Source organism: Zunongwangia sp. L-65 (assembly GCF_056859415.1).
Window position 1 is genome coordinate 1 of the sequence record NZ_JBSXOK010000051.1, and the last position, 15,926, is coordinate 15,926.

The 15,926-nt window shown below is 38.2% G+C and carries 8 protein-coding genes; all 8 read right to left on the bottom strand.

Features of this window, described 5'->3' with window-relative positions; translation table 11 throughout:
- Positions 1-440 precede the first annotated feature (440 nt).
- Positions 441-3,299, bottom strand: coding sequence for a TonB-dependent receptor (locus AC13DP_RS07645; RefSeq protein ID WP_347406019.1), 2,859 nt, complete (start codon positions 3,297-3,299; stop codon positions 441-443).
- Between the two features lie 105 nt (positions 3,300-3,404).
- The gene (gene ggt / locus AC13DP_RS07650; protein ID WP_347406020.1) at positions 3,405-5,117 is read right to left on the bottom strand and encodes a gamma-glutamyltransferase; all 1,713 of its coding nucleotides are present in this window, start codon (positions 5,115-5,117) and stop codon (positions 3,405-3,407) included.
- Between the two features lie 520 nt (positions 5,118-5,637).
- On the bottom strand, positions 5,638-6,843 hold the full coding sequence (locus AC13DP_RS07655; RefSeq protein ID WP_347406021.1) for a C40 family peptidase: 1,206 nt from the start codon (positions 6,841-6,843) through the stop codon (positions 5,638-5,640).
- Positions 6,844-6,861: 18 nt separating this feature from the next.
- Positions 6,862-7,881, bottom strand: coding sequence for a dipeptide epimerase (locus AC13DP_RS07660; RefSeq protein ID WP_347406022.1), 1,020 nt, complete (start codon positions 7,879-7,881; stop codon positions 6,862-6,864).
- A gap of 9 nt (positions 7,882-7,890) precedes the next feature.
- Positions 7,891-9,552, bottom strand: a complete 1,662-nt coding sequence (locus AC13DP_RS07665; RefSeq protein WP_483067496.1) for a glycoside hydrolase family 10-like protein — start codon at positions 9,550-9,552, stop codon at positions 7,891-7,893.
- 88 nt (positions 9,553-9,640) lie between these two features.
- Positions 9,641-10,432 (bottom strand): DUF4397 domain-containing protein, encoded by a 792-nt coding sequence (locus tag AC13DP_RS07670; RefSeq protein WP_347406024.1) that lies wholly within the window; start codon positions 10,430-10,432, stop codon positions 9,641-9,643.
- Between the two features lie 10 nt (positions 10,433-10,442).
- Positions 10,443-12,068, bottom strand: coding sequence for a SusD/RagB family nutrient-binding outer membrane lipoprotein (locus AC13DP_RS07675; RefSeq protein WP_347406025.1), 1,626 nt, complete (start codon positions 12,066-12,068; stop codon positions 10,443-10,445).
- 11 nt (positions 12,069-12,079) lie between these two features.
- On the bottom strand, positions 12,080-15,178 hold the full coding sequence (locus AC13DP_RS07680) for a SusC/RagA family TonB-linked outer membrane protein (protein WP_347406026.1): 3,099 nt from the start codon (positions 15,176-15,178) through the stop codon (positions 12,080-12,082).
- Between the last annotated feature and the right edge of the window lie 748 nt (positions 15,179-15,926).

Consider the following 15,926-nt stretch of genomic DNA (forward strand, 5'->3'; position numbering starts at 1 on the left):
TTGCGCTCGAAATGACAGAATCTTCGGAATTGATAATTTGTATCCTAATTTTTGCTGTAAACTGTATATTGAAAATAGACTTCTTGATACAACAACTTTTCAACCTTAAACTTTTAAACTTTAAACGCTATTGTCCTCCCGGGCACTTCGATACGATTTCTTCGAAATCACTCAGTGACCTAAATTCAATACTGAAGTTGAAAGTACCAAAGTTAGAAAGTAGAAAAATCAGATACAAGATAAAAAATTTGAATGTTGAATTATTTTGACTGCCGGTTTTTTCTGTTCACTATTCACTGTGCATACACCGTATATTGTAAACAAAAAACCTCACAATCCCTTATAACTATAGGGACTGTGAGGTTTGTTTTATAGCTTCCTGGAGAACATATATAATTATGCTATTAAAAAGAAAGCTGAACTTCTTAAGCCTTAATGTTCTATTGTAATTTTAAATTCAACCTTGCAAAAAGATAACGACCGCCTATACCAAACTGGGCGTTTCTGGGCCAGTCGAATCTTCCGCTACTTCGGTTATCCTCTATTCTATTTCTATCGGGATATAAATCGAATAAATTGTTAGCCCCCAAGGTTAAATTAATCGATTCTGAAAAGTTATAGCCTACCGAAAGATCGGTTACTACTTTTCCTGAATACACCTCTTGATTCGCCAATGTATTGGAAGGTTGTGTTACCTCCCCAAAATACACATTTCGAATGAAGAAATTAAAGTCTTCTACAGTAAGAACATTGGTTAAATTAATCTTCGTTCTGGGTACCGCTTCTTCTAAATAAATACGATTATCTTCAGAAAAATAGGTATCTAATTTATTTTGTAATAAAGGTGATGCATGGATATCGCCTACCCGTTGTGTCCTGGTAAAAGTTCCTGCAAGATCATTTTTCAACTTCCAGCCATTATCGAAATAGGTGTTTTGTGTAAGAACAATATCTAAACCTTTGGATTCGGTATCTATGGCATTCGCAAAAAACGCTGCTGCTTCAGCATTTGCACTTCTAAGAATCTGACTAATTTCCGAATCCGGATCATCATCACTAAAACGTCCTGTATATACTACACGATCATCAATCGCTACAAAATAAGCATCGGCGGTAATGGTTAAATTGGCATCCGGGATTTTAGCGGTTATTCCTAAACTGGCACTTTTCGAGGTTTCTTCTTTTAAATCTGGAATGCCCAGCAATTTCGCCGCTCTACTATCATTAGAGAAAGTTCCCACCTGTACCGGATTTCCTTCGTCATTAAAAACTGTAGAAGTTGAGTTATAATAAATTTGATGTAACGATGGTGCTCTAAAGCCCGTATTCACCGCTGCTCTTAAATTGATATCATCGGTAAGTTTATATCTGGAAGCTACTTTAAAATTCAATGTAGATCCAAAATCTGAGTAATTTTCGAATCTTCCGGCAAAGGTGAGTAGAAACTCTTCGGTTACATCGGCTTCAAAATCGGCATACGCCGCTACACTATTTCGCTGTCTGGAGATGGCATTATCGGGACTAAAGCCCGGGAAAACCTGTGCGCCACCTGCTCTGGCATTTCCGAAGAAATCTGTAGCAGGTTGCTGGCTGGCATTGGTGATAACCGTTCCGTCCGCAGTATATTGCGCATACGATTTTTCTTCTCCTGCGATAATATCATAATTTTCCAATCGATATTCTCCACCAAAAGCGACATTAAATCCTTCGAACAATCCCGGAAAGAACTGCGAAACATCAAGGTTAGTCGTGTTTTGAGAAAAAGAAAATCCACCGGCATCAAAACTGGTAGGACTGGTTCCTAGCAACGAAGCGTTTGACGTATTATCTATAAAATACATAAACTCATTTTCTCCCCAGGTATTACTAAAATCGACATCCCAATCACCTACTTTACCACGTATTCCGGCGGCAATAGATTTGTCACTGATCTTAGAATTTATTTCTGGTAAAAATCCGTTGATATAATAGGGTGTATAGGTACGGCTTTGGTTGGGTAATCTATAAAATCCGGCTGCATTTCCTTTTCTGGAGCTTAAACCACTAAACGCATAAAGCTCGGTTCCATTATCATCTAATGGTAATGCAAAATTGGCAAATAAACGCCCACCACGTAACGCAGACTGCCCTACTCTCATATTAAAATCAGATCGCTGTAAACCTCGTGCTGCCAATTCATCTTCAGTGACATCCCTTCCTAACAAATTTTGTAGTGTAGCACGATCGTTTGCCTGAGCTATTTCATTTTTAAAATCTGCAGAAAAATAATCTACCTGTTGTGCATAGTTCTGAATTTGCTGATTGGATAAATTACTAAGATCTGCATTATCCTGATAGGCCTGCCATTCTACCGCATTATAGGCATTAAAAATGCTTCCTTCCCAGGCTTTCATACGATTATAAGAATCACGATAATCAAAATCTCCAGAGAAATTTATAAAACCACCGTTATCTCCTAACGGAATTCCGTAACTGGCCGCAACATTAATACTTTCACCATCCATACCACCGGTTTGTTCGTTGGCATTTCTGGATACATTAGCACCGGTGGTTACATTAAAATTAAGGGTATTCACCTCATCTTTTAAAACCACATTGATCACGCCGGCAATCGCATCAGAGCCATACTGGGCGGCAGCACCGTCCCTTAATACTTCAATTCTCTTAATTGCAGCTGCGGGGATCGCATTTAAATCGGTCCCCACACTCCCTCTACCAAAAGTTCCGTTTACATTAATTAAGGAAGACGTATGGCGACGTTTTCCGTTAATTAATACCAAAACCTGATCTGGCCCTAAGCCTCGTAACGAAGCGGGATCGATATGATCTGTCCCGTCTGATAAAGATTGGGTGGTAGACGTGAAAGATGGCGCTACATAATTAAGAATCTGGTTTACATTTACCTGCGGCACTGAAACCTGTAGTTCTTCAACATCCAAAACATCTACGGGCACGGCAGATTCGGTCACTGTTCTGCTTCGGTTTCTGGAACCTACCAGCACGACTTCGTCCAGGTTTGTACCGCTTACCATTTGCACGTTTACAGTGGTCGTGGTGATTTCAACTTCCTTTTTTTCGAAACCTACGAAGGTAAATACAAGGGTTTGTCCTAATTCAGCTTTAATATTAAAATTCCCATCAAAATCGGTTACCGTTCCGGTTTGTGTTCCTTTAAGCTGGATGGTCACTCCGGGTAAAGGTTGCGCATTCTCATCGGTGACGTTTCCGGTGATATTTTCCTGTTGTGCGCTTAAGCTCAGACTTATTAGCAGGAAAAACAGGGTAAAAATTCTGTTCATATCGTTTGTTGTTTATTAGATTACCTCAGGGCAAACCCATGAGGCATTTGTTAGAAAATTATTTTTAATTCGAGTCATCCCGATACCATTCAATCTCGAAAATTGCTAAAAACCGATAGCGGTATCATCGCCTCTAGGGTCGGCCCCTCCTTCTAAATTACCATTGGGTAGTACTTTTATTGCATCTACTTTACCGATAATTCTAGATTCTTTTTGATTAATTTTATAGCCTTTTTGCTGAAGTTTTTTTATTGTTTTTTCTGAAAATCCGCCGGGTTCCATCATAATTTCGTCAGGTAACCACTGATGGTGAAAGCGTTTTGCTGAAACAGCCTCCTGCATCGATAAGTCAAATTCAGCCACATTTAAAAAAGTTTGTAAAACTGAAGTAATTATTGTTGAACCTCCCGGCGAACCAACAACCATCCATAATTCACCATTCTTTTCAATAATGGTGGGTGTCATCGAACTAAGCATTCGCTTTTCTGGTGCAATCGCATTGGCTTCAGCCCCAATTAAACCAAACATATTAGGGACTCCCGGTTTTAAGCTGAAATCGTTCATTTCATTGTTCATAAAAAAACCGAGTTCCGGGATGTATAATTTCGATCCATAGGCTCCGTTTAACGTAGTGGTTACCGATACCGCATTTCCTTCGGAATCCACAATCGAATAATGGGTAGTTTCATCACTTTCGTAGCCCTTTATAGCGCCATGTTCTATGGTTGAAGATGGTGTAGCTGCATCGAAACTGAAATTGGTCATTCTTTCACTTAAATATTCATCTGACAATAAACTATCCTGTGGTACCGCGTAGAAATCGGGATCACCTAAATAAAAACTTCTGTCAGCATAAGCTCTACGTTCTGCTTCAGTTAACACCTGAATGTATTTTGTAGAATTTTGATTGTAATCTTTTATCGGAAAAGGCTCGATCATTTTTAAAATCTCCCCTAAAACAATTCCGCCGCTAGAAGGCGGTGGCATCGAAATGACCTGATATTCTTTATACGGAATACGAACCGGATTTCGCCATTTGGCCTCATATCTCAGTAAATCTTCTTCTGTTAAAATTCCACCCTGCATTTGTAGAAATTCCAGTATTTTTTGCCCAGTTTCACCGCTATAAAATTCACTTCTTCCGTTAACTGCAATGCGTTTTAGTGTATTTGCCAGCGATTCGTTTTTAATAGTATCACCTATTTTATATGCTCTGGTGAAAAGAATGGTATCCTGATTCACTTGCATTAAAACCTCGCGGTATTTTTGTAATCGCTCCTGCTGTTTTTGGGTAACTACTACTCCTTTTTCGGCCAATTCGATAACCGGCTGTAATAATTCCTGAATTGGTAAACTGCCAAATTTTTCGTGTACTTTAAAAATTCCGGCAATGGTTCCCGGTACTCCAGATGCCATTGCTCCCAGTGTACTTTTCCCTTCGATTACTTCGCCATTTTCGTCCAGGTACATATTTTTTGAAGCAGCTAAAGGCGCTTTTTCACGATAATCCAAACTTCCTATTTCGCCATCTGCGGTGCGATAAACCATAAATCCGCCACCACCTAAATTACCGGCAAACGGATAGCTGACCGCCAGAGCCATTTCGGTAGCGACCATGGCATCGAAAGCATTTCCGCCTTTTTTCATGATATCGGCCCCTATTTTAGATGCTTCTTTTCTGGCAGAAACAACCATTGCTTGTTCTGCAATTTCACCGGTTATATTTTTTTCAGTTTTTTCCGGCAATTTCGATTTACAGGAAAAAAACAATAAAACCGATAGAATTACTAGGTTAATAGAAAAAGGGATTTTATTCATTTTAGATCTATGCTTAGTTTAGAATCACAAAGAACTAAATTAAAATATGATTTAGGAAATGTAAAGAATAGAAATTATTGAAAAGGATATAAAGCTTATTGATATCGCAGGATGAAATGGTGGATTTAGACCACTTCGTCGTTAGAATATAGACTAGAGAAGCAAGATACAAGACTCAGGAATCAGGATTAAAATGTTGAATTTTGAATTATTCTTTTTTAAAGACTGTATACTGTAAACGGTATATTGAATTAGACTTCTTCATTCCATTTAGGATAAATATGAAATTCTATATAGTGTCATTTCGACCTTGTGGAGAGATCTTTTTGATTCAGAAGTTAGCAGACCGCTGCGCTGTTAGAAGAGAGAAAATAGAGAATAGACCACAAGAATCAAGATTCAAGAGACAAGATAAAACATGCTACTCGAAGTGACATAATTTTATTGTTAACTAATTGTTTATTGCTAATTGATTTCGAGGCATCACGAAGGCCATCGAGCCCGGAGCATTTAATCTCGATTATCGAGTAAAAATATCTTCTTCTTTTAAATACTGTAATCCTTTATCTTTCTCGTTTAGGATCCTTTTGGTACGCAGGTATCGGTTATAATTATATTCATCAAAATCTGTCGCGGTTGTATCCATAGTGCTTATGTGCACATCGCCCATCGAATGAATAAATTTATGGTCGCCAATCCACATGCCTACGTGAATTACACGTTCTTTAGTGGAATCTGTAGCTGGTTTCCCAAAGAATAATAAATCTCCTGCAACAAGATTTTCGAAATTTCTGGTAGAATCTACTAAAACTCCGGTATGAACCTGTTGGGAAGCGTCACGCGGAATCACCATTCCGTTTAAAAAATAGACCGTTTTGGTAAAACCACTACAATCAACTCCTTTTGGCGAAGTGCCGCCCCATAAATAAGGAAGTCCCATTAATTTCTCACCGGTCATTACCAATTCTTCACCATCAACATCTAAATCGGCTAACCAGGTTTTGTATGGTTTTGCATCAGATTTTGGCACAAAAGCAGTCCGCCCGTCAGGATAAACAATCTCATAGAAATTTCCAGTTTCAGCAGTCAGTTCTAAAATATCCCCCGCAACAAGATCTGAAACCACCCCTGCATCATTTTTAGACGATTTTAGCGATTTTCCGTAGGGATTTAAATAGATCAGTTTTTCTTTAGATTTCCATTCTGAAAACTCTTCTTTGGTCATGTTTTGGATACCGCCATAATCCACCCAGGCCAAATAGCCATCGGGTGTTTGAATATAGTACCAGCTCCCTTCTTTTTTATACACTTTTACCGGCATCCCCAGGGTGGTTTGCGTTACCAATTGCGCGGCATGGCGTGGTTCTTCACGAAGATTCGCTACTGAAATTTTGATCACTCCCATCGTTTGATGCTCTAAACCTTCAGCATCGGGTAAGGTTTGAATATTCGCGGTGTATTTTATGCCTTTTTGGTTTAATGTTTTTTCCAGATCTTCAGCAGCTTCAGGCATGTTAGTTTCTCCTTCGATATTAAATCTGTCTGCTTCTTTTTTAGCTTCAAAATCGAATAGCGCAACCCTTCCATCGGGAGCGTATACATTTTTTAAACTATCGATCACCAGTTTGGCTTCATTATTTTCTCCAGAAGTATTTTCGGTTTTCTCATTACAGCTTACCAAAACCGCTAAAACCAATGTCCAAAAACTATATTTTTTTATCTTCATTTTTACTGAATTTCAATCTTATTCAAATTTAAACAATTTTACACCGGTACCATTTTCATTCGGATAAATCACCTTTTCTGAAGTAATTTTCACTCCGGTTGCGGTATCATTTTTCAACAACAACGCACCGTCCATATCCACAAAATCGAGCATAGGGGCGAGTTGTGCAATCGCTGAAATCCCAACGGTCGACTCGGTCATACAACCTACCATTGTTTTTAAACCTAGGGCTTTTGCTTTTGCAATCATCCGCAAAGCGGGCGTGATTCCGCCACACTTGGTGAGTTTTATATTTACACCATGAAAATGTTCAGCGCACTTTTCAACATCACTTTCTACAATGCAACTTTCGTCGGCGATTACTGGTAATGCTGAATTTTCATAGAGCTTTTTTTGTCCGTCATAATCATCTACCGGAAGTGGCTGCTCTAAAAATTCGACATTTAATTCTTTTAAAATATGACTATTCTCGATCGCCTGGCTGGCATTCCAAGCCACATTTGCATCGACCCTAAAGACAGAATTTGTATATTTTCGAAGCTCTTTTATAATTTCGATATCATGATCTGTCCCTAATTTGATCTTATATAAAGGCCACGGAAAATCGTTAATCTTACGAATCATTTCTTCGGTTGAAGCAATTCCAATCGTATAACTGGTTTGTGGTGCTTCAGTAGGATCCAGCTTCCACAATTTACAAAGTGGTTGTTGTTTTCGCTTTCCGTAGAGATCGTGCAGCGCCATATCTAAAGCACAAAGTGCGAAAGTTTCGGTCTTTAATTCAGGATAAAGCTTTTCCCAGATAATTTCTGGAGGCTCTTCGATATGATTTTCGACGATTTGCTCTACTTTTTTTAGAGACCGAATCATGCCTTCTACCGTCACTCCATAATACGAAGTCGCCGCGGCTTCGCCAAAACCGGTAACGCCATCATGCGACACTGAAACTACCAAACTTGGCTGCACATCACGCGAGGCATGACTAATCCTAAAGGTATCTTTTAACTGCAGTTGATATTGGTGATATTCAATCTTCATTTTTTAAGCTTATTCTAATATAATTTCTTTAAAATCACTTTGGTTCCCGGTACGATCTACCGCCGTCATGCCGATTTTCGATAATTTTACCTTCTTTTCTCCTACCAGGTAAGAAAGCGTGGTTTTAAGTTCTGAAAGCTGATCGTTATTTAAGATTTTAAAGTCCCATTTACTGCCTTCGTACTGAAAATATAACACCCATCTAAAAACATCATTTTCATCTGGATGCTGCCAGGAAATTCTTAGTGTATTTCCATCAAGATTGGTTAAAACTTCAGGTGATTTTGGTGCTTTATTATCCATCCACGGGCTTGGTGGCACCAAAGCAGGTTTTCTAAAATAATTTTCAGCTAAAGCTTTTTCAGCTTCTTTATCGTTCATCAAAGCCTTGAGATTCCACAATACAGCTCCGGGATCTTCGGCCAACATTCCGCGGGTAATCATTAGCTGATTAAACAATTCGTTCTCATAACCTTCTTCTTCGATAAGCCCGGCGTTTATACCCGGCCAGATATGTCTATCTTTGGTATTTTCGCTTTCCCACCAGTGTAATAGCACCGGGAAACTCTGCGCAATCTGATCTGTTTTCCAGTATAACTGCGGAGTGAGATAATCTACCCAGCCTTCATTTATCCATTTTTTAGCATCGGCATACAACTTTTCGTATTGATCGTAACCGGCGATAGATTGCGGATAACCGGGACGCCAAATCCCAAACGGACTAATCCCAAATTTTACAAAATCCTTCTCTTTTTTAACCAATTTCGCCACGCGTTCGATAAAATCATCTACGTTTTTACGACGCCAGTCTCCCCTATTTAGTTTTCCACCAGCAGTTTTATAGGTATTCCAGGTTTGATCGTCTGGAAAATCTTTTCCGCCATTATAAGAATCATAAGGATAAAAATAATCGTCAAAATGAATTCCGTCTACATCGTATCGTTTTACCAAATCTTCTACCACTGCTGCGGTACGATTCTGAACATCTTTACGTGCAGGATCCATCCAGTACATCCCGTTTTGTAATTTTACTACCATCTCTGGATTTGTTTTTACTACGGAAGCTGCGCTAATTTCGCCACCGGTGGTATGATAAGCACGATACGGATTTAACCAAACATGAAGTTCCATTCCTCGTTTATGCGCTTCGTTGATCCAAAAGGTAAGCGGATCATAAAAAGGTTGTGGCGCTTTTCCCTGCTGGCCGGTTAAAAAATACGACCAGGATTCGATATCACTTTGATATAAGGCATCGGCTTGCGGACGCACCTGAAAGATCACCGCGTTATAATTATGATTCGCTAAAAAATCCAGCAATTTTATCGCTTCACCTTGTTGCTGAGCGGTTGGCAAACCAGAACGTGACGGCCAGTTAATATTGGCAACCGTGGCGATCCATGCCGCCCTAAATTCGGCTACATCTATTGGCGGTTCGCTTTTTATAATTTCTTCCTCTACCGTAACTTCCTCGGGTAATTCTTCTTGTGTTACCTCAGCAGGTTTTGTGGTATCGGGTTCTTCTTCTTTTTCTTCTACAGGTATTTGGGGTTCTACAACTTCTGGCGGATTTTCTGGCGCTGAAGGTTGTACTGTTTTTTGAGTTTTACAGGAGGAAAAAAGTAGTGAAAATGTTACTAATACTGCTGCTGGATAGGAAATCGTAGTTTTCATAAAATTAAATAGGCATCGCACAATATTAAACAAAAGAAAGAGATATAGAAATGAATCTATTCTCTTTCTTGAACAAACCAAACTGAAATTATCTATCCCTCCAATAGTCGATATGACTTGAACTTGGATCTTCGGAATAGGTCCCTCTTATCTGCGTGGTATAAACTCTTCCTAAACTTGCCAAAGTTAATCCATGCTCTAAAAACGACTCTGATTCCTGAGGATCGTAATCTGTCCCTGAAGGAAATACTTTAAAGGTATAACTGCCCGGTGCTAACTCGGTATATTCTCCAGAACTTTTATACGATATTCCCTGTCCTAAAGAAATTACCCGGGCATCCTCTGCAGGTGAATTTTCAGTTGCCGGTACTGCCGCTCTAATGGCATAAACATCTACGCTAAAAGGAATGTTTGCCATGGTATTCACAAATCTCCAGTAAATTAAATCGTGGCTGGGTTCTGGTAAATTATCCTCAATAAAAGCGATATCATAATTCTCTGAAGTTCCTACCAGATAAGCAGAATAATGATTTTGTGCTTCAGTAGTAATACTTGTACTTGCCAGATTTTGTGCTTCTAAAGTTTTTACGGCCAATTCACCGTTACCAGAGGGAATTAACGCATACGCATTACTGGGATAAACTGATTTATAGTCTAAAGCCTGTTCTTCGTCTTCACCAGAACTATTTTCTGCAGTGACTTTCTTATCATTAAAAAAGAATCCTGCGTTTGGTGCGTCTTCTGCATGAAAAAAGAACTTCATGTAACTCATATCCTCAGCTACTGGTTCTGTAACTTCAGGAATGGCATTTTTTTCACATCCCAGAACTAGTAATGCTAAAAATGCGATGACTAAAAAATTTGCTGATATTTTTTTCATAATCTTGCTATTATTCGATGATACTAAACCAGGTTTCGTACGTATGGTAATCTTCTTCAAAAGCATTTAGTTTTTCCAGTGCCTCCTGATTCCACATATATTCTGAATTGTATCTGGGTCGTGCTCTATAAGCGGGGTTCCCGTTATTTGCTTCGTAAAGCGGATCGGGCAACTTAAAGCCCTGATAAACGGCTTGACTTTCATCTTCTATTCCTAAATCGTAGTGATATCTTCTCATATCAGACCAGGTTTCGAAGAATCCCCATCCCCAGGTCGCTATGTATTTTTGAAGCATAATTTTAGATAAGGTTAAACCTGCCGAAGTTTCAGGAAAAACAACTTCGCTGCTTTCCATCAATGCTCTTCTCTGATCGTAAATTTCCTGATCTGGAGCAAAATCCCTGGCAAAATCCAAATGTGCATTTATGCCTTCTTTATAGGCTTCTAATGCCAACCCCATATCACCGGCTAAATAAGCGGCTTCAGATTTTATGAATTGTAACTGGGAGTAGGTCATTAGTGGAAATTCGGCTTCATTATTAAAGAAATAAATTTGTGGCGAAGGATTACTTCCTCTATAGCCTTCTTCATTCCAAAAGTTTTTGGGAACCTTATCGGCTTCAGCGGTTGTCCATTCGGAAATACCAATCTCAGGAGTAATTCCACGATACATACCATCTGGCGATGTAGCTAGCATTGATGTAATTCGTGGATCATTTAAATATTCTTCTTCAGTAGTAAAAACCGGATCCTGACCCAATAATGCCGGATCCTGAAAAACGGGGTTGCTACCGTTTAATAAGCCCAAAATAAATTTTGTTTGCCTGTAATATCCAATATTACCTCTTAACGGGCCAAAGAAATTGGTATTCGCACTAACCTTCCCCAGAAAACCTATTAACGCATTATCCTGGTTACCTGCCAATGCCTGATTTACATAATCTATTACTTGCTGAGGATCGTAACTGCTTTTATTGGTTAATCGATGTGCATTGATCGCTAAAAGTCCATAAGCTAACTTTTTCCATTTTTCTTTATCTCCCTGATAAATTAAATCTGCTTCGATTAAACCTGAATCTTCAGGACTTAAACCATCTGTACGATCTAAACTTTCTATTCCCAGTTGTAACAATCGCTGAATTTCGTCGTAAGCTACAGATTGCTCGTCATAGTCAAAAGTTCTTCTATCTGTATCGAATGCCTGGGTAACAATAACAGGGCCGTGATAATCTGTAAGCATTTGCCAACCAAAAGCTCTTAAGATATATCCTACTCCCATAAAATCGTATTTCTCATTTAGTTCTCCACTTTTAATCATGTCTGAAAGGTTATACCCCATACTCCAATACACGGCTCTCCACAGTTGTGCATAAGAATCTGATAACGGATTAGAATGGAGGTTTAAAGAGTATGTATTCCCTGAAGTATGAGCCCAATTTTGTGTATAAAATCCTGTAAACCTTCCATCCCATTGTATGGCCACCGCAAATTCAGATTCTATTTGAGGAAGAAAGAGTTCTGGTTGTAAAAGGGCGTCTGGTCCATTGGGATTAGTATTAACGTCTAAATAATCATCACAACTAATGCTGCATGTACTTATTAATAAAAGTAATGCTATATATATGTTATTTTTCATCTTTTCTTATTTTAAAATCCTGCTCTTATACCAATATTGTAACCTCTTGGTAAAGGAAAATTACCATAATCCAAACCTACGCCTCCTGCTCCTCCAACCGCAGCAGAGTTTCCGTTTCCTACCGGATCTAAACCAGAGTAATTAGTGACCAGAAATAAATCTGTTCCGGTTAAAAACACACTTGCACTTTTAAGAACGTTTGTTTTTTTCAACAATTTGGAAGGAAAATTATAAGAGAAAGTGACGTCACGTAGCCTCATCCAGTTGATGTCTTTTTCTATAAAACTCTGATAAGGATAAATTGAAGACCAGTAAGTTGAATTTCTGGAAAGGTCTATTGGGATATTATTTTGGGTAGGGTTTGCCGTATTTTCAAGTCCATCTTTTAATACCCCCTCTACAATCCTTGGTGTTTCTCTATCCAATGTGCGCTTACTTAAACCTCTTGTTGTTAAATAATATTCTGTTGCATTATAAACATCGCCGCCAACTCTAAAATCCAATAAGAAATCTAAAGCAAATTCTTTGTATCTAAAGGTATTAGAAAGTCCAATTTTAAAGTCTGGATTTCGATCTCCTACTACCACCCATTCTTCAGTATTTAAAATTGGCAATCCAGAAGATGGGTTCACTAAAACTTCACCGGCTTCATTTCGTTGATAATCGTATCCTGTAAACGTGGTTAAAGGTCCGCCTACCCTGGATCCAACTCTAACATTCCCGTAAAGCCAGGTGTCTGAATTATAAAACTCTTCTACATCTGCCGGAAGACTTACTAACTCACTCCAGTTTTTGGTAAAGTTTGCCCTTATATCCCAGGAAAAATCTTTATTAAGAATAGGAGTTCCGTTTAATTGAATCTCTACACCTTCATTTTTTATCTCCCCGGCATTAAAAGTCATTAACACAAAACCGGTAGCATAGCTCAATCGTAGATTTTGTACAATTTGATCTTCAGATTTCTTATTGAAATAGGTTGCATCTAAACTTATTCTGTTATTAAAAAACTTTAGCTCGGTTCCAAACTCATAAGAGGTGGTCATCTCGGGCTTTAAATTTAAGCTAGGGCCGGTAAACCCGTATTTAAAACCACCGCCGGTTGTTTGCGCAGGTTCGTAATAAGGTCTTATGCTGTAAGGGCGAGCATCTTTACCTACCTGAGCTATAGATCCTCTTAACTTCCCATAGGTTAAAACATCACTATTCTTAAACATATCTAATTCTGAGAAAATGAAACTTAAACCCGCAGATGGATAAAAGAAGGAATTATTTTGTACGGGCAATGTAGAACTCCAGTCGTTTCTACCGGTTAACGTTAAATAGAGCATATTGTTATATCCAATATTCAAACTACCAAAAGCTCCCACTAATCTTCTTTCGGTTAAATTATTAAATGCTCTATGGGTTTCGAGATCTGTATTGTTGATAGACCAAAGATCTGGCGCCTGAAAATCCTGGCCACTGGCCGCAGCACTAAAAGTATTATAATCGTATACCGCACTTCCTAATTTAAAATCTATGCTTATATCTTTATCGAAAATTGTTGGAGTATGAAATTGTGCATAATATTGATACGTTAAATTTCTGGTCGTAATAAGTGCCTGATCAAACAAGCCACCATAATTTATCCCCGTATTTGATTCCGGATGTCTTACGATAGTATTTTTCTGGGTAAAATAATCCACTCCCACCTGTCCTACCATTCGAAGCCAATCTGTAGGTTCTGCTGTTACTCGAGTATTTAATTTATATCGATCTACTAAAGAATTAAATTGATTACTATTTACATTAAAAAAAGCATTTTCTACAGCATCTGCATATTCCGCATAATTACGACGATCACCTCCCTCTGTTAAATATACACTGGCATCATCTGTAGAAGGCCATAATAATAAATGTAACAAGGGCCCTCCACTACCTCTAAAAGCCTGCTCGTTATCAGATCTTGTGTAATCAAAAGTTACATCTGCGGTTAGAAAATCTAAAAAGTTAGCTGTTACTGCTGAGGATAAATTTAGCTTGTCTAAACTTGTATTTGGTACAAAACCCTGAGCATTGGTATTTGAAGCAGAAACTCTATACTGTGTTTGTTCAGATCCTCCAGAAAGGGATATATTATGTTTTTGAGTGAAGGCATCCTGAAAAAAGTTCCCTATGTTATCGTAAAACCGGGTTCCCTCTGGATATTCAGCGCCAAAATAATATAAACTTTCATCAGCATCACTGGTAAACCCATTGGCTCCTCTACCATATTTTTGCTGAATTTCCGGATATTTAACGATTCGGTCTAATCTAAAACTATTACTATAATCTAGTTTACTAACCCCGGCTTTTCCTCTTTTTGTAGTGATCACAACAGCTCCAGAAGCGGCTTCTATTCCGTATAAAGCCGAAGCTTCAGGCCCTTTAAGGATAGTAATATTCTCAATATCTTCAGGATTAATATCTGCTCCCCTGTTGGTAAAATCGACCCCGCGATTGTTCAAAGCAGTTCCGCTATTTAATGACGAAGCAAATACGCCTGTAGAGGTTGTAGCGTTACTAATTGGTAAACCATCTACCACAAATAAGGGTTGGTTACTGCCGCTTAATGAGCTTATCCCCCTTATAACCATAGATGTTGAAGCTCCCGGTAGCCCTGAAGTTGAATTAATTTCTACCCCGGGAACCCTACCTGCCAGTGCATTAATAAAATTCTCTCGTTGTGTTTGCGCAACTGTTTCACCTTTAACTTCGGTTACTGCATAACCCAGTGCTTTTTTCTCCTGTTTGATTCCAAGGGCAGTTACGACCACCTCATCCAAACTTTCCCTGTCTACAGCCATCGTGACAAGAAATTCCCTTTTATCCCCAACTCTAAGTTCCTGTTTTTTAAAACCGACTGAAGAAAATACCAATACAACATCACTATCTGGAATAAATAGCGTAAAGTTTCCATCAAAATCGGTTACAGCACCCAAAGACGAATCTTTTACACGTACCGTAACCCCTGGAAGCGGAATTTTATCCTCATCCATTACTTTTCCTGATATTCCAATCTCTTGAGCCCAACCGGTAGCTGAAATCAGCAAAAGCATAAAGAAGAATGGTCTACATAGTTGTTCTTTCATAAAATTAAGTTAATAATTGGTTATCTAACAAACTTATCGTTTAAATATCTTAAATGCAATATTTAATTGCAATAAATTCAATAATTTAAAAGATTAAACCTGTAGTTTATCTATAATTGCGGTTTTTTATTGCAAAATGATTGTGTTTTACATCAATAAGATCAGAAATAAATAAAAGTTTTTAACGTAATTTTTCAATATATCCTTAAGGTCGAAATTCATGATGATTCTAAATACGTTTATAAAAAAGGATGATGTTATTAGATGATTATTTCTCTATTCTAATAGCGAAGCATCTAAATTTAGGATACAAATTATCATTTCCGAAGATTTTGTCATTTCGAGCGCAATGAAATGAAGTCGAGAAATCTCAATCAACAATTTAAGTTAGAAAGTTTAAAAGTTGTTCTATAGAGAAGTCTGTTTTAAGTAAAAAGTTTGAAAGTTCAAAAGTTGTTGTACGGTGAAAAGTCATTCCAAATTCAACATTTAAAATTCAACATTTTAATACTGACTCATGGTTCTTGCGTGTTGTCACTAACTTTTGTCTTTCCAACTTTGATACTTTCAACTTCTATTGATGTCTTTTCTTTTTTCCATTGACGAAAAAAGAAACAAAAAAGTCTAGGCTTACGAACCTTGCTCTAAATTGTACATTCGGAAGCTAAATTTTAGGAACTCGCTTCGCTCAAACAGCCTAAAATTTTAACGCTTCTCTCATTTTCAATTTCACGAGCAATCTTCGATA